Here is a 19,773-nt window from a genome sequence, read left to right as displayed (position 1 = left end):
TACTTTCAATTTTCGCCACTTCGTAAAGTGTAGGCACGTTATGCACAATTAAAAAACTACTTAGAATGGAATTAGTAAGTCAAATAATAAATGATTTAGTTGATGATCAAAAATCATTAAATTCAGCTTTATTAAAAACAAAAGTTCTTGCAAGCAGAATACAGAATGTAGAACTTCTAGATTGGGTAAATAGTGAATTATCAGGTTATAAAAATTATGCAGATTTACCAATTTATCGAAAGAATATATTTAATGATTTGAAAGGAATTTATATAAATGGTAGTATGAAGTATTCGAATATTCAAATTCCTACTGCTGGATTAGATAAAGAATTTGAAAATAGTTTAAGGAGTATAGAGTTTATGGAGAGTATTAATGGTTTAGAAAAACTTATAAAATCAGAAGAATCATCAACTTTAACTTCACCAATTCGTGCAGAAACTACTGCTTTGATTGAAGAGAACTTTCAAAATATGGGAAACCCTTATTTACGAGTTATATCAGTTTATAGGGTAATTTCGAAAAATTCAATTATTGAGATTGTGAATAATGTTAGAAATAAATTATTAGATTTTATGTTAGAAATTGATAGTAAATTTGGAGATATAACTGAAATAAAAGACTTGAGAATGAAAAAAGAAGAAGTTTCCTCAATAGTGAATCATATAATTATAAATGGTGATGGAAATGTGTTAAATAGTGGAGACAAAGCTCAAATAAAAAACTCACCAAAAATAAAAAAAATGACTAAAGAACAATTATCTACAGAATTAAAGAAAGTTGGACTTGAAACCGAAGACATAAATGAATTAGCAGAAATTATAGATGACGAAATTCCAGATATCGCAAATAATAAATTTGGACTTAATGTAAACAAGTGGATTGGGAAAATGAGAAACAAAGCAGTTGATGGTAGTTGGAATGTTAGTATAGGAGCTGCTGGTTCTATCTTAGCTGAAATAGTCCAAAAGTATTACGGAATGTAAATTAATTATGCAAAATATGCGTTTTGTAAAATGTCTGATTTCTCTTAAGATCTAAACTTAATTTTATAACCCGAAAAAGCCAGTTATGTTAGTTTTTTTGATATATTAATAAACTTTCTGCACTTACTTCTAGATATCTATTTTCGTTTTTCTACGAACATTAAAAATTATATAAGGAGTGTAGAACAAGATATAAAAAATCAGTATTTAAAAATATTTCTATTTAAAGGTTACCTAACATGGGGAAGCCTACAAAGTCGACAGTTAATGGGACTTGAATTAATTAAAAATATTATTTAACAAAAAAGAATTAGTATGTTGGTAATTACATTGATAATGTAAAATGTGAAAGTTTTAAAGACCCAAAAACAAATAGAATAAGAATTAGACCGCTTTCAGGTCAAAACATACCAACAGATTTAGTAATTGAAAGTTCTAAAGTTTTTAGAAATCCAAATAACTATTCTTTGGGAAGTGTTTTTATTGCAAAGCGCGTAAAGGTTTGTCAAAAAGAAATAGGAAGAATTTATTTAAGAGCAGATAAACAGGAATTAGATTTAATAAAATAAAATTTTATTAATTTACTGTTTTGTCCTAAAATCAATTATTAATAGTATATTTAATTAAGAATCAAACAATCCCAATCATAGTTAAAAACTTTCGTTATAAGGTGCTCACTACAATTCAAAAAAGTGAACCTCCCTATTTATAAAGCATACGGCATAAAAGAGACTAACCCTCTTTCTCCGCAAAGAAAAACCGATAATTTTACTATCGGTTTTTTTGTTTTAAGGAAGCGTTGAAAGTTTTACTTTCAAAAGCGTACTGAAAACAAAAAACACCAAGGGCAAAGACCGTGGTTTTTCTTTGAACTCACTCCCCCTCCAGGGTTCAAGAATTAATCCCTCTTTCTCCGCCATAAAAACGAAACCCGACCTTGGTCGGGTTTCGTTTTTATGAACCGCTCTCCCCTACAGGGAACACCGCAGCGAAGCGGAGTTAATCCTGTCTTTCCCCGCTACCGCACGAAATGTAATTCGACGAAGTCAATCCTTTCGTGTGGTAATTAAAAAACTCGCCGCTGCTCAAAATAAAATCCGCCGGCGTCAATCCTTTCGTGTGATAAATTCTGCGCACTAATGTTTCTCTCATAAAATGCATCTAAATATACAAAGAAACCCAATTCTATCTTGCCAAAGTCAGAAGACCTACTTTTAAAGGTAAACTGTCTATGTTAACATAAACCCCACTACATGATTGAGAGTTCCTTTATTTAATATATAACGTGAGAGGTCTCGCGCGGTAGTTAGAGCTCAAGCAAAATTTTGCGTTCAAAGTTTGATGCTGCTAACAACCTATTCTCTTCATTTTGTCTTGACACAAAACGAAGCAAAAAGTCAAGACTCTATAAAAACTCCTAAAATCACTTGACTTCGCCTAAAAGATTTTAACTCCCTTCGGTCAAACACAAAATCTTTTTTCGGCTGCGTTGCAGTGATTTCTTAACGGATTTTTTATAAGGTCGAAAAGATTGTGCAAAATTCAAAATTAGAGTAGTAAACATGGTTATACTATCGCTGTAATTATTTAAAACATTCGTGCGGCAGCGAGGGAGAGGACTCGCGCGGTAGCTAGAGCTCAAGCAAAATTTTGCGTTTAAAGTTTGATGCTGCTAACAACCTATTCTCTTCATTTTGTCTAGACACAAAACGAAGCAAAGAGTCAAGACTCTATAAAAAACTCCTAAAATCACTTGACTTCGCCTAAAAGATTTTAACTCCCTTCGGTCAAACACAAAATTTTTTTTCGGCTGCGTTGCAGTGATTTCTTAACGGATTTTTTATAAGGTCGAAAAGATTGTGCAAAATTCAAAATTAGAGTAGTAAACATGGTTATACTATCGCTGTAATTATTTAAAACATTCGTGCGGCAGCGGAGTGCCCTTGTCATTGAACGGCTCTCCCCTGCAGGGAACACCGCAGCGAAGCGCAGGTAATCCTTTCTTCATCACCTAATAACTCCTGAGTAATGAACAGCTTATTACTTCTTCCGTATTAATAAATTAAATTCAAGGCAATGGAACTATTATCTAAAGTCACTTAGCTCTCGTATTGTAAAAAGTTTACCTAATTTAAAATGATACATTACTGGTATATTTAGGGTATAATTTTCTACATCACTAATTTGTAAGTTAAAAATAGTACTCTTTAAGTCTTTGTTTTCTTGTTCATTTGACATAGCCCTAGTCGCTTGGCTTTTTACTGACGTTGCAAAGGATTTGAGTATACCTTCATTATACTTTTAGATAAAAGACTTCAAATTTACAAGGTTTCACACTTTTATTAGTATACTTTAGTTTACTAATAAAAGTTACCGAAAATGTAACAGCAAGTTATGTTTTGAGGCACTCGAAATTGAGATTCGAGCTTTCGAAACGACTTGCTCTTGCAGAGAGCTGGAAAACTACTCCGAAGTCTCTAGTTTTTTGTTGAAAATAGAGTATTAACTCAAAAAAATGAGAGGTTTACGGATTTCCGTAATAAAGATTAGTGAAATTATGTTATGTTTGAAAAGAAAGAAATGTTGTTTAATTATTTTACTATCTATAATAGATTGGCACGTTAAATACTTAATTGGAAAAACTAATCATATTAGTAACAAATTAATGAAATAAAGATATAGGTGTGTTATCACAAACTTAAACTTTATATTGTTTCGTGAAAAACTCTTTTATGTGTAATTTTATTAATAACCATAATTAATATTTTAATGGACCATATTCAAAAATTAAGAATAAAAACAGCTATGATTGTTTATGAGCTAGAATCATCATTAGGTAATTATGTAATTGAAAATGAATCTATACATACAATCCCTGAATCTAGTATTGAATCAATTATTGAAAGAGAAAAGAATAGAGGAAATAGTATATCTAAAGATAATTTGAATTTAATAATCGAATCGAGTTATCTTGATGAAATTTTTAATTTTGCAATCAATATTACCTCTGGCACTAATTTAAATCCATACATGATTGAATTAAAAAACCTGTGCTCATTGTTGGGGATTTTTGATATAAGAAATGCTGTTAGTCATCCTAATAGACCTTTTCCTGATTGTTATTGGTTTAGAGCAGCAACTATAGCTAGCGATCCTTTAATCGAAAAGCTTAACTTAACTAACATTCGTACAGCACTTAATTCTGCAATGGAGGAAAATCTAAATACACCACCAGATGAATGGTTATATAATGTTAATTGGGCTATTCCCAATACACTCCCTTCAAATTTTGATCATGAAATCACAGGATTATTAGGAAGAGAAAGAGAATTCAAAGATTTAGAAAATGTATTATCAAAAAAGAGAAATAATTTAATAGCAATTGTTGCTCCAGGAGGTATTGGAAAGACTGCGTTAGTACTGCAATATCTTAAAGATATTTCTCTGAATCCGATTTGGACAACAAAATTAAGCTCAATAATCTTCTGCACACTTAAAAATGAAAAATTAACAAGTGACGGTCTTCAACAAATTGATGCTATTGTAGGTTTGGAACAAATTAAAAATTCTATATTATTAGATCTTCAAAAAATTTACAATAACAAAGAATTTGCAAATTTTGATGATGCTATGGAATCATTAGAAGATGAAAATATTTTAATATGCATTGATAATTTAGAAACTCTTTTAGTTGATTCTCAAAAAGAATTTGTTGAATTTAATGAATCATTACCTATTAAATGGAAATTACTAGTCACTAGTCGAATTTCAATTGATTCAGCAACAACAGTTCCTTTAGAACCATTAGTTAAAAGACATGCTGTAAATTTAAGTAGAAATTATCTTAAGAAAAGAGGTGTATTAGACTTTAAACAAGAAGATCTAGAAAAGATTGCAGAAACGGCTAATAATAACCCACTTGCTATAAGATTAACCATAGATTTGTATTTGAAAGGAGGTGATATTATTTCATCAATATCACAATCTCAAAAAGACATAGCGTCATTTTCTTATAAGAATTTAATTGAAGCTTTGAGAGAGAATTCAATAACTATTCTTGAAGCGATTTATGCTATAGGTAATCCGAATAGATCTGAGTTAATGGACTTTTTGAACCTAAGCAAAGATGATATAGTTGAATCAATTAATGAATTAGCAAAAACTAGTCTTATAACACGTACTATTGATGAGTATGGAAATGATATTTATGAACTAAGTGACTCAATTAAAGACTTACTTTTAACAAACCCTAAAAACATAGAAGTAAGAAACAGTATTACTGAAGAAATTAAAAAGAAAAAAGCCAAAATACTTGAACAGTCAGCTAGAATTAAACAATTAGGTCTTACCGAATTTGATGATGAATTTATACCAGATAATATCGATCCTACCGTGTATAGTCTTGTTGCGGATCTTAATAAATGTTTGGGTAAAAGCTTTAATCATACAGACCTAATAAGCATCAAAGATAAATTTAATGACATTTTAAAATATAAAAATGATGATTGGTTGCTATTTTTCCATTTTTCCAGAATATTTAGAGCTTTAAAAGACACTAGTAATGAATTGATATATTTGTTAAAAGCTCAAAGTCTTAATAAAACATCTCCAAGAATTAAATTAGCGACTGCATTAAGATATTTTTATAATAATGATTATCAAGACGCTCTTACTTATTTCGAATATTTGATAGCTGAAGGATATGATGATGTTAGTAAATCCAATAAAAAATTTAGTTTTTCGACAACTAAACTTTACTATTTAAGTTTAATATATTTAGGAGAATATGATGAAATTTTAAATAAATCAAAAGATTGGCAATCTCACATCAATTGGTGTGGAATAATTGGTGTTTCAAGAGCTACTGCCCTTAAAAGAAAAATTGAATTCAATCATTCTGAAACGGTATCTATTACTCCTTTAATTGAAGAAATTTTAGATATATTTTATTACATATTTGAAGTTGAAAATTATTTTGAGATAGCATGTGTTGAAGCTAATAAAATTGTTAAAGACATTGATTTTATATTAAATCCTGCTTATAACTATTCCGAAGAATTACAAATTAAATATTTAAATTTTATTGCTACTCACTTCTTTAATATAATTTCAAAACTTAAAAATGAAAATATTAATAATTCTGAAAACCAGGATTTTATAAAATCATTATTTGAATTTGAAACTGAACATAATCCAATAAAAACTGTTTCTTGGTTCAAAAAACAAACGCAAGATAAATTTGCATATGATCGTGAGCATATTAAAGAATTAAAAGATGATGGATATGAAATAGTAAAAGTGTATCATATTCCTGAAGATAGAGGATATGGTCTATCAAGTTTCATGTTCGCTGAAAATAGAGAAGGTAAACAATTTTATCTATATGTAAACTTTTTAGAAGAAGGATGGAATAGATGGGGATATATTAAAGAGGGAAATCTCTTAGCTATAAAATATACAAATCCTAGATTTGAAGGTAAACCTTATCAAGCAACAGAAATATTAGAAATAGATCAAATATAAAAATTACACATAACATAGGAAACTGTTCCATAACTCCATTTTTGACATAAGGACTAAAATATATAACCTCGTTTTAAGCCTTTTAAAACGAGGTTTCTTTTTAATGTTTACTCAAAAAAGTAAAAAACAACATGCTGTAACAATTGCTTTTCAAGTACTAAAAAGTGTGGTGTTCTCCTTGTTTTAAGAGTAAAACTTGAACTAAATCCTTAATTACTTTCATAATAAAATGTAAGTATTTCTTCAAGTTGTTTATTGATGAAAAAAACTAACTCTACTGGTTCACTTTGTCGGAATTAATGGTATACTTTGATGGAATAAGTGGAGCACTTTAACGGATTCGAGGTGCAGTATAGAGTGGAATATCCATGTATAATTTTGCCCCCTAATAGCCAACTAAAATTTCACGAAAACAACTTTGCTTAATTTCACTAATCATAACAAATAAGTTTACTAAATATTTAATTTACAAAACTTATTACATTAGTAGAATGTTGTAAGAAATAGAGTTATAGCTATAGTTCTGTAAATTTTTCATGTGTGTAATTTTTGTAAAAAAAAAACAATATTACCAATACTGTAATAGTATTTAGATTATATGTATTTTTACCTAAATTAAATTAATGATATGGCTAAATTAAAAATAAAAAACTTTGGACCTATAAAAAACGGATTTGATAAAAATGATGGATTTATTGAAATTAAAAAAGTAACAGTTTTTATTGGTGACCAAGGATCAGGAAAAAGTACAGCAGCCAAATTAATATCTATTTTCTATTGGTTAGAAAAGGCTTTTAAAAAAAAACAAATAAAATACAAAGAAAAGTATATTCTTGATGACTTTATAGAATATTTTGAATATCAAAATATATCTAACTATTTTGTCTATAATAAAAAGAATAATAAACTAATTACAGAGCTAGAGTTTATAGGTGATTTTTTATATTTCCATTTAGTTAATAATATTATTTCAATAAGATTAAATAATGATGTTGAAATTGAAATTCCTAAAATTATGTACGTTCCTTCCGATAGAAATCTTATTAGTGCAGTCACTAATGTAAGAGATTTAGTAGGATTACCAGGAACTTTATATACGTTTGCAGATGAGTTTTTTAAAGCTGTTAAAGAATTGAAAAAAGATGTCACTTTACCTATTAATGATGTGAAATATCGTTACAATATAAAAGATAATACATCTTATCTTGTAGGTAAAGAATATACATTAAATTTAACTGAAGCATCAAGTGGTTTTCAATCCACTGTACCTACATTTTTAGTTTCTTCTTACTTAACTAGTTTAGTTCAAAAGACTAAAAATAAAAGATATATATCTCAGTTTAACACAAAAGATTTCCTTAGTATTAATGATAAAGAAAGAATCAATATTGATTATGAAGAAAGTATAAACAAATCTATAACACAAAAAGTGAATAAACTAAATTTACTTAATATTGAGTTAGAGCAGCTTAGAATAAATATAGAAAAACTTTCAGATCTTGGGCGTGAAAATGAATTATTCCCAGAATATGTTAGAGGTAACAAATTATATGAAGAATTAGATTTAATAAAAACTGAACTTAATTCATTAAAGAATCTAAAATTAAAACAAGACAACCATATAACTAATAATTTCTTATATTATTCTAATTTTATAAACATAGTAGAAGAACCAGAGCAAAATTTATACCCTAATTCACAACATAATATATTAAATAGTTTATTAGAGTTTAATAATGCTATTAGGGAAAATATTTTAATCATTACTACGCATAGCCCTTACTTGTTAAATTTTATGAGTATATCAATACAAGCTTCTTATTTAATGAATAAGATTAGTAAAAATGAGAATTCTCAAAAAAAAGAACACCTTACTAAAAGAGTTAATAATTTAGTTCCTATAAAGTCTTTGGTAGATACTAATGATGTAGTAATTTATCAAATAGAATCTAATGGAAGTATCTTAGATTTAGAAATGCCTTATGGCATCCCTAGTGATCAAAATTTTCTAAATCAACAATTAAGATTAGGAAATGTAGTTTTTGACTCATTATTAGAAATTGAAGAAGAATTATTATGAGTTGGATTTTTTTAAACACTCATTGTCAAGAAGCTACTAGAACTGATACCAAATTTGGCATATGTGATAATGAAGATGGAACAAAAGCATATACATCTAATGTAAGTCCTGAAGAATGGATTGCAAATGTTGTAAATGCTTCAAGTAAAAGTGTTACTTTTATAGCTGTTGATAAATGTATTTTACAAGATGCTGATGAACCTAGAAGAGGGAGATGCGATGGTATTTTATTAACTGAAGAACAATTATATTTTGTTGAACTGAAAAATCAAATGAGAAACTGGACTACAGATGCGATTCAACAGCTTGAATCTACTATACTTTTCTTTAAAGAATCACATGACATTAATGTTTTTAAACATAAAAAAGCATTTGCTTGTAATAAAAAACATAAAAACTTCCAAGAAATTGATAATGAAACAAACTTGGCTTTTTTTAGAAAACATGGTATCCGTCTAGATATTCAAGCTGAGATAATAGTTATTTAACAATTAAAAACTATTATCTCAGATATATCCAAAAAATAAAAGTTCTTAATAATTAGAGATTGCAATTAAATCTTTTACAAAATCATAGTATAAAACTTTCGTAATAAGGTGCTCACCACAATTAAAAAAAGTGAACCTTCCTATTTATAAAGCATACGAGATAAAAGAGGCTAACCCTCTTTCTTTGCAATAAATTTTAAATAAACAACCTTCAATCAATAGACAAAAGGTGTTCGTTATAAAAAAACTTATTTGTAAAATAATTCGTGAAATCGTTCTATACCTTTTATAAAATTGTTCGATATTTGTCCCTTTAGGAGTGCGGTAATTTCCGCAATCAAATTGGAAACTTCCTTTACTTCCCTATGCAGTGCTTTTAAAATCTGAATATATAAAACCGCTACGTCCATATTTTTGCCATTTAAACTTCAAAAATATAGGTTACTCATATCAGTCGTTATAATCTTGCATCCAGAGGTAGTATTTGGCGTGCAATTACCAGATAAGAGTTTTATAACCAGATTTTTATCCTCAAAATACTTTAATTTACCGACGCTTCCTCCTCGGCAAATTAAAAAGATTTGTACGGATGTTGTAGAAAGCAAAACAAAAAATACCCAATCCACATACCCAAAAGTATTTTCCGCTATCCTTTCTGTGGCTTTCAAAGCCAGATCATTTATAAATGGAATCTATTCCGCTTTTCATAAGCGGAACGGTTAGGCAAGATAGGTTTCCAAATAAACAGATAAAAAGACAGCTAAGTTGGGAAGGGCATCCCACACACCGGCCAGCCAAAAGCTTACGGCATAATGAAAAAGAAAAAAAGCTCCGCAAAATATTTTTTTCTTTTTCACCATTTGGGACTTATTCCGTTTCCTTTTGTCTCTCCATTGCCCTTCCCGTTTATCTGCTTTCTTTTTTTCTTGTTTTTTTCTTTTGGAAACAATTTTTGAAAAAATTCAAGGTCTTATGCCTTCACAAAACCTTATAGAAGCTCAGAAGGTAGCCGGCATCCAAATGCATAGATTTTGGCAATGCGATAGCAAGAGTTTTTATACTTTATTTGCCCATTCCATAAATTCCGAAAAAATATCCATCCACTTATCTTTTGGTTCCTCATTCTTCGTATTTGGTACAGTTTCAAATCCGTGGTCAAGATCCGGATAGATTCTAAACGTAAGGTTGTCTTTATGGTGCCGTATGAATTCTGTTTTTATAATTAAAGACGATTCGAGAGGAACTGCCTGGTCTTTAGTTCCGATCGCTACAAATATTGGAATGTTTATTTTAAGCAAATTTTCAACCGCCGGCTCTGAAAATTCGTGCCAACGTTTATATGTATTATCCAACCAAAATTTATCGATCGAGGTTGGATTTTTTTCAATATCTTCAATCTGTGTATGTAGACTGTCTAATTTTTTTAATGAAGTAGCCTCATCAGTCTTACCTTCACTTGTTTCTTTTCTAATCAATAGTGCAAAGTCATTGTACTGCGTATTCCCACTGCCGGACCAAAATCCAATGTGCGTGATTTTTTTATTCACTGTACCAAGTTTCGCGACAACATCACTTCCTTCTGAATGTCCTAATGCAACAATTTTTTCGGAATTTTTGATTACTGTTTTTGTTATGTGGTTGATAACATTATTGTATTGCCAAACTCTATAATCCAAAGATTCGTTCTCGTAATAGCATTTTGGAGGATTATAAGTTTCATTTATTGTTGCAAAAGGAACACATTTCTTTGATACAATTATAAATGCGTAGTCTTTTGGGATGCTATTCAAATCAAAAGGAATAGTTGAAACAACAGAAATGGATTCTTTTTCTTTCTGACATCAAACATCGGAATTGCAGCAGAACCTTGAATATACAATAAGATTTTTGTTTTGTCAGCAATTTCATTGTGTGAATAGATATGATATTTTATCGTGTCGTTACCTGTTAATATTTCAAAATGTTTAAACCGTTTGTATTCTGAAACGGATTGTGATAGGCACAAATTGGTAATAATGACAAAAATTAATGTGAATAATACTTTCATATGATCTATGCTAGCCAGTAAATACAAGGATTGCGTATTTGTACTGTTATTTGAACGGTAAATTTAATGATTTTCTACAACGACAAGATATTATCCAACGGTTCCTAGCTTCTTTTTCTGGCAGAAACTTGCAGAGCAACAAAAAGAAGTAAAAAGAACAACGCTTTTTATATCCAATGATAAGGCTTGTCCTTACGGTTCAGGTAGCAGTACATTTCTTCCTTTTTAAGTTCGGGGAAGAATTTCAGCGCTTTGTCAATAGCATAATTGGGCAGGAAGTAGATTTCGTCACGAATAGCCGTGACTACTTTACTATACCCATAAAAACGGATAATTTCATCGATCTCTCCCTGACCGCCACGTTCGATAATTCGGGCAATAATAGTCTTATGCGCTTTGATAAAATCCATCGCATCAATGTCGAAGTCCCAAAAAAAGACAGGGTCAAGATTTGGAATGTTTTTATTTTTTCCTCTTAGTTCCATACAATAAAGATACGATTTTTAACCTTTTTTATTGATTATTTATCGTTTAAAGCCATAGTCAAAACAACAGGACTCCAAATTTCTGTACCAAAGAATTCAAGATTTAAATTAGTAAACTCTTCAGTCTTGTATTTTTGAGTCCATTTTTTATTGTTTTCTAAATTCCATTTCATTCGTCCAAAACTCAGTCATTTATTATCAAAATTGAATGATTGGAAAGTTCTGATATAAGTATTTGAGGTTAGATCATATTCTACTATAATATTATCCAATATTTCATAGATGTCTTTATAGAAATTCCAATCGCTTACTTCGAAGATAGAAGAAGAATTAATATTGAAAACAACATACTTTGGAATCACTATCATATCCAAATTTTTAATAAAAGTCGTTTTTAAGTTATTCAATAAATTTCTAATCACTTTAATAATATATAATTGATTGAAATTTTTCACAATGTTCTGTCTCTTCGCGTATTTGCAAATTTTTAAAACTTATTAATTTCTGTTAAAGATAAAAATTCTTGCGAAACGCAAACATGACATTACTACAAAATTCGTGACAAGTATAATTCAGTAAATATTTATGTAATTAACATATCGGAGATAATTGACAAAATAATTGTTTATTGATTATATTAATTAAATACACTTTAAGTCACGTAACCCTGTGGCGCCCCTATCTTAAATAGTCTACTGCAATTATTGTATTTACTGAGATTGATTTACACGATGGAACATCTTCCTATGTTGTTCAAAGAAAATTAATAGCATTCAAAGCGCCAAAATTTAAATAGAGTACAAAGTCAATTGATTTACAAATTTTCAATTGGAACTAAAGCCAACCACATTTATAGATTATTAATCTTTTCTATCATTTTTTTAGCATTCTCATTAAGAGTATTAAGTTCTAAAGATTTAGTGTAATTAGTTAGAGCTTTTTTATAATCTTTATTTATAAAATAAGCTTCTCCTAAGCTATCGTACAAATTGGCGTTGTTTAGATCATACGAAATGGCTAATTCAAATATTTTAATTGCCTTCTCTATTTTATTTTCATTGATGAGTTCATAACCGAAATTATTTAAATAGAAAGAACCTGCTAGATACTTATCAGTATCCTTCTGTAATTCCTTATATTTCTTTGATGCATGATCGAAGTTGTTTTTAAAGTCCGCTGATAATAAAGATACTAAATTGATTTTGGGATAAATAATGAGCTCTGTTTCTATTTTGTTATACAAACTAGCCCAATCCTCTAATGCTGCATCAGACTTATTGTTCATAATTAAAATCATCCCATAGTTAGAATCAGGACAAATCAGTAAGCCACTTTGAACACCATTGGACGTGCCTGTTTTCCCATAGTAAAACCCTTCTTTTTGTCCGTACCCTACATCCCATAAATATCCTTTGTCATCATCGTCTTGCTCATCTTTAAACAGTAAACGTGTCGATTCCTTAATCGATGGATTATCGTTTTTAAGTTGATACTCCATAAATTTAGTTAAATCGGGTAAGCTACTAATCATACCATAAGCACCTCCTAACAAAGGATTCTTGTCTAATGGAGCTACTTTCCCTTCTTGATCAAAACTTAAGGACAATTGCTTTTTATGCTTATCATAATCCTGTAAGAAGGTGTTTTTTAAATCGACCTCATTTAAAAAATTCTGCAATAATTCTTTATATGATTTATGATACACTTGTTCTAAGATATAAGCAACCAACTCTGGACCTACAGAATTATAATTATATATTGTTCCAGGTTTTTTATCTAATTTAACCGTTTCTAACTCCTTTAGAAGGTCGGCCATATCATACTTAAAAGGTCTGTTCTGGTAGTATCCTTCTTTGGTTTTTTCATTTATTTTTTCTAGCTTTTTAGGAGTTTTATCTTTAAATCCAAGGGTATGTGTCAATAAATTTTCAATAGTAATAGGTACTCCTTCAAACTCTAGATTAGAATAGTTTCCTTTTAGATACATTCGAATATCGTCACTCAAGGCTATTTTTTTATCGATAACTGCCTTGGCTGCCAAAGAACCTGCAAAAACTTTAGATATAGAAGCTATTTCATAAAGCGTATTATCATCAGGTTTCTTTTGTGATTTTTTATCTATCTGCCCATAATACTGCTGATAAATCTTCCCGTCTCTATACACTGAGATTGCTAGTGAATTAATATTTCCTTTTTTCAGGGTGTTCTCTGCATATTGATCAATTATTTCACAAAGATCTTTAAATGAATTATTATCTTTCTTTTTTTCTTGAAGTACTCGTTGTTCCTTTTTTTTATTTTCTTTTAAAAAAAGTTCACTCTCATAGATGTTTTCAACAGGCTTAGAAAATAAATCAGTACACCTAAAAAATGACTGATTCCTAATATCACTCGCGATATAGACTTGCTTAGGAATATCGGCTAAGCTTCTTTTTTTTACACATACAGTCTTTTCTTGTTTTGTAAACTTATATTTAATAGAGGCTTGTCCACTTAGAGATATGAGGGCTAAGAGCAGCACAATTAGTATTTTATTTTTCATTTTACTATTTTATTAATATGTACTTAAGAAGCAAATAACCTTATTAAAAATGTTTCATTTCCTTTATCTATTTAATTATTTCTTTTGTCTTTAAAGACTAAAAATAATAAGAATAGAACTGGATATCTAATCTTGTGTTTTTAATGAGCCGATAAATAAAACTCAAAATAATTTAGACCATGACACTAAACTAAATTATTATTTATCCTATCGTTAGCAAAGAATTAAATATACACAAATTCGACAAATATTTTAAAACTAAAAACAACGCCAAATAAGGTAAATGGTTTGCCAATGGATTATTTCTTTTTAAGACTACTCTATTTTAAGTATTTAATTTAAATACTTATTATGCAATCAGAAGACGATCTAAGAGCTCTAGCGAAAATATTAGCCTTTTTAAGAGCTGTAAGCATTATAATAATGCTTATGCATTTATACTGGTATTGTTATTCTTTCTTCTTTAGTTTTAGAATAACCCACGCTGTAGTAGATAAAATACTTGTTAACTTTAATCAGACAGCGGGTCTGTTCGCACATTTGATTTATACTAAAGTGTTTTCTTTAGTTTTACTCTCTTTAAGCCTATGGGGAAGCAAAGGAGTAAAACATGAAAAAATTACAATCTCTAGAATAATTTCTGGATTTTTAATTGGCTTTGTTCTTTTCTTTTTAAACTACTTTTTGCTTGATTTTACTTCCTATTGGAGTTCTGTTTTGTATATCGCAAGTACTTTCTTAGGTTATATATTACTATTAGTATCTGGCGCTTGGATTAGTAGATTACTAAATGTCAACTTAATGCAGGATGTGTTCAATTTTGAAAACGAGAGTTTTATGCAAGAAACTCAGTTAATCGAAAACGAATACTCAGTTAATTTGCCTTCAAAGTTTTACTATAATGGTAAATGGAATAAAGGCTGGATTAATATTGTTAATCCTTTTCGGGCCACAATTGTACTTGGTACTCCAGGCTCTGGAAAATCATATGCGGTAATTAATAACTTTATCAAACAGCAAATAGAAAAAGGGTTTTCGATGTACATCTATGACTTTAAGTTTGATGATTTATCTACTATCGCATACAATCATTTACTTTTAAATAGTGACAAGTATCAAATAACTCCTAAATTCTATGTCATCAACTTTGATGACCCACGTCGCAGTCATCGCTGTAATCCCATTAATCCAATGTTTATGACTGATATATCCGATGCCTATGAATCGGCCTACACCATTATGCTCAACTTAAACCGCTCTTGGATCCAAAAGCAGGGAGATTTTTTTGTCGAATCCCCTATTATACTGCTAGCTGCAATTATCTGGTTTTTAAAAATCTATCGAGATGGTAAATACTGCACATTCCCTCATGCCGTCGAACTTTTAAATAAAAAGTATTCAGATGTTTTTACAATACTTACCTCCTATTCTGAACTTGAAAACTACCTATCCCCTTTTATGGATGCTTGGGAAGGAGGTGCTCAAGACCAATTGCAAGGACAGATTGCCTCAGCAAAAATACCACTCTCTCGTATGATATCTCCTTCTTTATATTGGGTAATGACAGGCGATGATTTTTCATTAGATATTAATAATCCAAAAGAGCCAAAAATACTGTGCGTTGGAAACAATCCGGACAGGCAAAATATTTACTCTGCTGCTCTGGGTCTCTATAATTCTAGAATCGTTAAACTGATTAATAAAAAAGGACAACTTAAAAGTTCGGTAATCATTGATGAATTACCTACCATTTATTTTAGAGGCCTTGATAATCTTATAGCCACAGCGCGTAGCAACAAAGTAGCCGTTTGTTTAGGGTTTCAGGATTTCTCTCAGCTAAACCGGGATTATGGAGATAAAGAAAGTAAGGTAATTCAAAACACTGTAGGCAATATCTTTTCAGGCCAAGTAGTCGGAGATACAGCCAAAGCACTCTCAGAGCGTTTTGGCAAAATTCTGCAAAAAAGGCAAAGTATCTCCATAAATAGAAATGATCGTTCTACCTCGATATCCACCCAGCTCGATACTTTGATTCCGGCATCTAAAATATCCACTTTAACACAAGGAATGTTTGTGGGAGCTGTCTCAGATAATTTCGAACAGCGTATTGAACAAAAAATATTTCACTCGGAAATAGTCGTGGATAATGATAAAGTAAATCAAGAAATGAAAAGATATAAACAAATACCTCAGATAGCCTCTTTTATTGACGCAGATGGAAATGATATTTTAAATCAAACCATTCAAGCGAATTATAGGCAGGTTAAAAAAGATATAGAACTGATTATAGAATGTGAGCTAAAACGTATTGAAAACGACCCTGAATTGGTTCATTTGCTTAATAAGAAGAATTAATTATGACTTTTAATTCGCTAGAATATTAACAGTAGCCATAGTTAATTCATTAAATGATATCAACCTCTAAAATTTAGAGGTTGATAATTTTATTAATTTAAATTATTTAACTGTTCATGTAGAATTTCATAAGATTTATCAATTGCGTGTAAGTATTCTAATTGGTCTTGTGATGATGAAAATTTAATATACTTATCGTTCGGGCCTACGCTGACAAATGCTTTACAAATGGTTACACATCCCCTACCGTCTAAACAAGCTTGTGCAAATTGAGCAATTTGTTTACCATACCTAGCAGTACTTGCAGCTCCTTTAAGGCGATTTAAAGTAATTGTAGAATCTCCTTTAGAGCCTCCGTTACAGTTGTACTTTAATCTTTCAGTTTGAATTGCTCTTTCTGAATTTGGAGCTAATGCTTCTTCAGTATACTCAATAGAACTAAACATCCCAAAATATGGAAGTTCACTATTACTTAGTCCACCAATATTAACTATACTCGACTTTATAACTAGTTTGCTTTGGTCTAAATGATTTTCTATAACATATCCTGCTACTTGATATCTTGAATCAAATTCGCTTTCATATGTTTTATCTAAGAATTTTATACTTATTTCCTCTATGAAATCATTCTTTTCGACTTCATTTGAATAATAGTATTGCTCAAACAAAATATTATTTTCATTATTTGAGGTCGATTGTTTTTGATTACTTTCTTTAATATTTTTATCCTCTGAAGAACAAGAAAAAAACAGTAATGAACATGCAAGTAGGGAGGGTCAGTTTTTTCATAAATTAATTTTATAATAAATACTATGTTAATAATAATAGGTTTTTTTAGTGATATCATACAAAAAAATGTATTTATTTTTATTTAAAAAGTAATTTAAATGCGTTTTTAACTAATGTTTTGTTAAAAAAATGTATGATGTATAGGTTTTAAAGTTGGTAGAGTTTTAAATGAAAAGCCATCTCTAAAGCTATTGCGGATTTATTTAAAGAAAATTACCGTTCTTGATAGGTACTCTGTCTTAGTGTACTAACATTTATGAAACGAAAAAAGCCCCAAAGTAGGGGCTTTAATACTTAATAAAACTTCTTAGATTGCTTCTTTTTCTTTAATAGAGTAGCTTCTTTAAGCAAACTAAAAAGGATGTATAAACTAATGATTATAGATAACAGTCCAAAAGCAAAAAGAGCAGGCGAATCAGTACTAAAGACATCATAATTAAGGAAAATCAATAATGTTGTTATTATTGGAAATATTAAAAATGCAGTTCTAATTTTATTCATTTCTTAGTATTATTTAATAAACAATAAGTAATTCATAATTACAAATATAGACGAATAACTTTATTGTCCAAAAATTTTAACATTTAGCCTGTTATAATATCGCCAGCTAATTGATGAAACGAGAAAAGCCGCAAGTTCGGAACTTGTATTTCACCTAAATTAATTCGTTCTAAAAGTAGTTTATTTAAACTAGGATTTACATATTTATCTGCTTGTTATTTGATTATCCAACAAACTTATTGAGGGATTTTAGGTCAGTGTGGAAGTTTTGTTTCCGAAGTTTAAATTTGAGTAAAAAGAAACATGAAGAATTATTAAGTAAAAGATTTAATAATAACTTATTTAGATAGTAGAATTAATAATTCTAAGAAGTCAGGTACTTTTGGAGGAGGGATGATTGTTTTAGATCCGGAAGAATTGTTTCAAACGATACAAGAAGAAATAGAGATGAGATGAACTATTATTTGTCTAATAATTCTCTCTTGAATAAACTTAATTTCATGCAATAAAGTAGTTGCCATCATTATACTAAGTGTAAGAAAAATCAAAAGTATAAAATCGTTTCATCGTTGGTTTAGTTTTTTATTTAAATTATGGTTGAATCAGTAATCTTTGTAATATAAAAGACACGCAAACTGGTTAGAAAAACCAGTTTGCGTGTTATCTTAAAACGGTAGTTTTGTTAAATCTACATTTCCACCTGACAATATGATTCCTACTCTATGGTTTTTAAATTTATCTTTTTCTTTAATAACAGCAGCCAAAGCAACTGCGCTGGATGGCTCTACAATTATATTCATTCGCTCCCAAATAAGCTTCATTGCACTAACAATCTCACTTTCCTCCACACAAATAATACAGTCTATCCCCTTTTTTATAATTGGAAAATTTACATCTCCTAAATGTGTTCTTAACCCATCGGCAATGGTAAAATCATTTGTGTGATACTCTATTTGACCTGATAGTAAAGATCTATAAGCATCATTTACCACAATTGGCTCTGCTCCTACTACTTTTATATCTACCGGTTCACTAGCTAAAATAGTTCCTGCAATTAATCCACCTCCCCCTACTGGTGCAACGATATAATCCAATTCCTTAACATCTTCGATTAACTCAAATGCGACAGTTCCTTGCCCTAAAATTACATTATAATCATTTGATGGATGAATAAACCTCAGTCCTTTTTCCGCAACTAAACCTAGGGTAAATTCTTCTCTAGCTTTATTAGATGCAGGGCAAAAGGTAATAATCCCTCCATACCCTTTAACTGCTTCAATCTTTACTTTAGGTGCATTTTCAGGCATCACAATATAGGCAGGAATTCCTAATAATTTCGCAGCTAAGGAAAGTGCTTGTGCAAAATTGCCTGATGAATGTGTAATTACACCTTTTAGCTTCTCTTTCTCTGAAAGGTTTAAAAGTGCATGCATAGCTCCTCTAAATTTAAAGGCTCCCATACGCTGAAAATTCTCACATTTAAAATACAGCTCACAACCAATCATTTCATCTAAACTAGAGGAAGTAAATACTGGTGTACGGTGAATAAACGGAGCTATTTGTTTTTGCACATTTTGAATTGACTTATCCATATCAATTAACTTCAGCGATTACTTCTACCTCTAATTTATATCCATAATGCAATGCAGCAACAGGCACTACTGTCCTTACTGGTTTATGTGTACCAAAATAGTTTTTAAAAAATTCATTAAACAAAGACCACAACGCTACATCTGTTATATATGCTGTAACCTTTACTACCTGTTGTAAAGAACTACCCGATACTGTAAGGATATGATCTATATTTTCAAAAATGATGTTGAACTGTTCTTCGAATGAATGCTTATAATAGTGATTACCTTCTTTATCGATAGGCAATTGACCTGATAAATAAAGGGTATTATTACTTATTATAGCAGTACTATAATGCCCATTAGATTGGGGTAATTCTTGACTCTTAATAATTTCCATAAAACT

Annotated in this window: 14 protein-coding genes; 5 read left to right on the top strand and 9 right to left on the bottom strand. The window is 29.8% G+C overall.

Annotation, left to right across the window (positions count from 1 at the left end):
* The first annotated feature begins 65 nt into the window (after window positions 1-65).
* The 4 genes from L1275_RS00570 to L1275_RS00555 all read left to right on the top strand — a co-directional run bounded on the left by L1275_RS00570 (window position 66) and on the right by L1275_RS00555 (window position 9,077).
* Window positions 66-986, top strand: coding sequence for a hypothetical protein (locus L1275_RS00570; RefSeq protein ID WP_253468651.1), 921 nt, complete (start codon window positions 66-68; stop codon window positions 984-986).
* A 2,769-nt stretch (window positions 987-3,755) separates the two neighbouring features.
* Entirely contained in the window at window positions 3,756-6,509 is a 2,754-nt protein-coding gene (locus L1275_RS00565) for an ATP-binding protein (protein ID WP_253468649.1), read from the top strand.
* 628 nt (window positions 6,510-7,137) lie between these two features.
* The gene (locus L1275_RS00560; protein WP_253468648.1) at window positions 7,138-8,589 is read left to right on the top strand and encodes an ATP-binding protein; all 1,452 of its coding nucleotides are present in this window, start codon (window positions 7,138-7,140) and stop codon (window positions 8,587-8,589) included.
* The gene (locus L1275_RS00555) at window positions 8,586-9,077 is read left to right on the top strand and encodes a hypothetical protein (protein WP_253468646.1); all 492 of its coding nucleotides are present in this window, start codon (window positions 8,586-8,588) and stop codon (window positions 9,075-9,077) included. Before L1275_RS00560 ends, L1275_RS00555 begins: the two co-directional genes overlap by 4 nt.
* Before the next feature lie 1,055 nt (window positions 9,078-10,132).
* Here L1275_RS00555 and L1275_RS00550 read toward each other — a convergent pair.
* From L1275_RS00550 to L1275_RS00525, 6 genes are all read right to left on the bottom strand, one after another.
* Window positions 10,133-10,867 carry a prolyl oligopeptidase family serine peptidase gene (locus L1275_RS00550; protein ID WP_253468644.1) on the bottom strand — a complete coding sequence of 245 codons (735 nt, stop codon included), beginning with the start codon at window positions 10,865-10,867 and terminating at the stop codon, window positions 10,133-10,135.
* Window positions 10,864-11,124: a hypothetical protein gene (locus L1275_RS00545; RefSeq protein WP_253468642.1), complete on the bottom strand. Its 261-nt coding sequence runs from the start codon at window positions 11,122-11,124 to the stop codon at window positions 10,864-10,866. The genes L1275_RS00550 and L1275_RS00545 overlap by 4 nt, the downstream gene beginning before the upstream one ends.
* 167 nt (window positions 11,125-11,291) lie before the next feature.
* The gene (locus L1275_RS00540) at window positions 11,292-11,609 is read right to left on the bottom strand and encodes a hypothetical protein (RefSeq protein ID WP_253468639.1); all 318 of its coding nucleotides are present in this window, start codon (window positions 11,607-11,609) and stop codon (window positions 11,292-11,294) included.
* 35 nt (window positions 11,610-11,644) lie between these two features.
* Window positions 11,645-11,782 (bottom strand): hypothetical protein, encoded by a 138-nt coding sequence (locus L1275_RS00535; RefSeq protein WP_253468637.1) that lies wholly within the window; start codon window positions 11,780-11,782, stop codon window positions 11,645-11,647.
* A gap of 15 nt (window positions 11,783-11,797) precedes the next feature.
* The gene (locus L1275_RS00530; protein ID WP_253468635.1) at window positions 11,798-11,977 is read right to left on the bottom strand and encodes a hypothetical protein; all 180 of its coding nucleotides are present in this window, start codon (window positions 11,975-11,977) and stop codon (window positions 11,798-11,800) included.
* 482 nt (window positions 11,978-12,459) lie between these two features.
* On the bottom strand, window positions 12,460-14,151 hold the full coding sequence (locus L1275_RS00525; RefSeq protein WP_253468633.1) for a beta-lactamase family protein: 1,692 nt from the start codon (window positions 14,149-14,151) through the stop codon (window positions 12,460-12,462).
* A gap of 351 nt (window positions 14,152-14,502) precedes the next feature.
* Between L1275_RS00525 and mobC the strand changes: the two genes are divergently transcribed.
* Window positions 14,503-16,506 (top strand): conjugal transfer protein MobC, encoded by a 2,004-nt coding sequence (gene mobC / locus L1275_RS00520; RefSeq protein ID WP_253468631.1) that lies wholly within the window; start codon window positions 14,503-14,505, stop codon window positions 16,504-16,506.
* A gap of 92 nt (window positions 16,507-16,598) precedes the next feature.
* Here the strand turns inward: mobC and L1275_RS00515 are convergent, their stop codons facing one another.
* The 3 genes from L1275_RS00515 to L1275_RS00505 all read right to left on the bottom strand — a co-directional run bounded on the left by L1275_RS00515 (window position 16,599) and on the right by L1275_RS00505 (window position 19,767).
* The gene (locus L1275_RS00515; RefSeq protein WP_253468629.1) at window positions 16,599-17,174 is read right to left on the bottom strand and encodes a hypothetical protein; all 576 of its coding nucleotides are present in this window, start codon (window positions 17,172-17,174) and stop codon (window positions 16,599-16,601) included.
* 1,287 nt (window positions 17,175-18,461) lie between these two features.
* Entirely contained in the window at window positions 18,462-19,388 is a 927-nt protein-coding gene (locus L1275_RS00510; protein WP_253468627.1) for a pyridoxal-phosphate dependent enzyme, read from the bottom strand.
* Between the two features lies 1 nt (window position 19,389).
* A complete protein-coding gene (locus L1275_RS00505) occupies window positions 19,390-19,767 on the bottom strand; it encodes a RidA family protein (protein WP_253468625.1) in 378 nt (125 codons plus the stop codon).
* Window positions 19,768-19,773 lie beyond the last annotated feature (6 nt).

Source organism: Flavobacterium sp. HSC-61S13, assembly GCF_024171535.1.
Classification (GTDB): domain Bacteria; phylum Bacteroidota; class Bacteroidia; order Flavobacteriales; family Flavobacteriaceae; genus Flavobacterium.
This window is presented reverse-complemented; position numbering and strand designations above follow the sequence as displayed.

Bases quoted from the DNA above. Each gene is read 5' to 3' on its own strand.
- L1275_RS00570 (WP_253468651.1), top strand. From the start codon at position 66: ATGGAATTAGTAAGTCAAATAATAAATGATTTAGTTGATGATCAAAAA.
- L1275_RS00565 (WP_253468649.1), top strand. From the start codon at position 3,756: ATGGACCATATTCAAAAATTAAGAATAAAAACAGCTATGATTGTTTAT.
- L1275_RS00560 (WP_253468648.1), top strand. From the start codon at position 7,138: ATGGCTAAATTAAAAATAAAAAACTTTGGACCTATAAAAAACGGATTT.
- L1275_RS00555 (WP_253468646.1), top strand. From the start codon at position 8,586: ATGAGTTGGATTTTTTTAAACACTCATTGTCAAGAAGCTACTAGAACT.
- L1275_RS00545 (WP_253468642.1), bottom strand. From the start codon at position 11,124: ATGAAAGTATTATTCACATTAATTTTTGTCATTATTACCAATTTGTGC.
- L1275_RS00540 (WP_253468639.1), bottom strand. From the start codon at position 11,609: ATGGAACTAAGAGGAAAAAATAAAAACATTCCAAATCTTGACCCTGTC.
- L1275_RS00535 (WP_253468637.1), bottom strand. From the start codon at position 11,782: ATGAAATGGAATTTAGAAAACAATAAAAAATGGACTCAAAAATACAAG.
- L1275_RS00530 (WP_253468635.1), bottom strand. From the start codon at position 11,977: ATGATAGTGATTCCAAAGTATGTTGTTTTCAATATTAATTCTTCTTCT.
- L1275_RS00525 (WP_253468633.1), bottom strand. From the start codon at position 14,151: ATGAAAAATAAAATACTAATTGTGCTGCTCTTAGCCCTCATATCTCTA.
- mobC (WP_253468631.1), top strand. From the start codon at position 14,503: ATGCAATCAGAAGACGATCTAAGAGCTCTAGCGAAAATATTAGCCTTT.
- L1275_RS00510 (WP_253468627.1), bottom strand. From the start codon at position 19,388: ATGGATAAGTCAATTCAAAATGTGCAAAAACAAATAGCTCCGTTTATT.
- L1275_RS00505 (WP_253468625.1), bottom strand. From the start codon at position 19,767: ATGGAAATTATTAAGAGTCAAGAATTACCCCAATCTAATGGGCATTAT.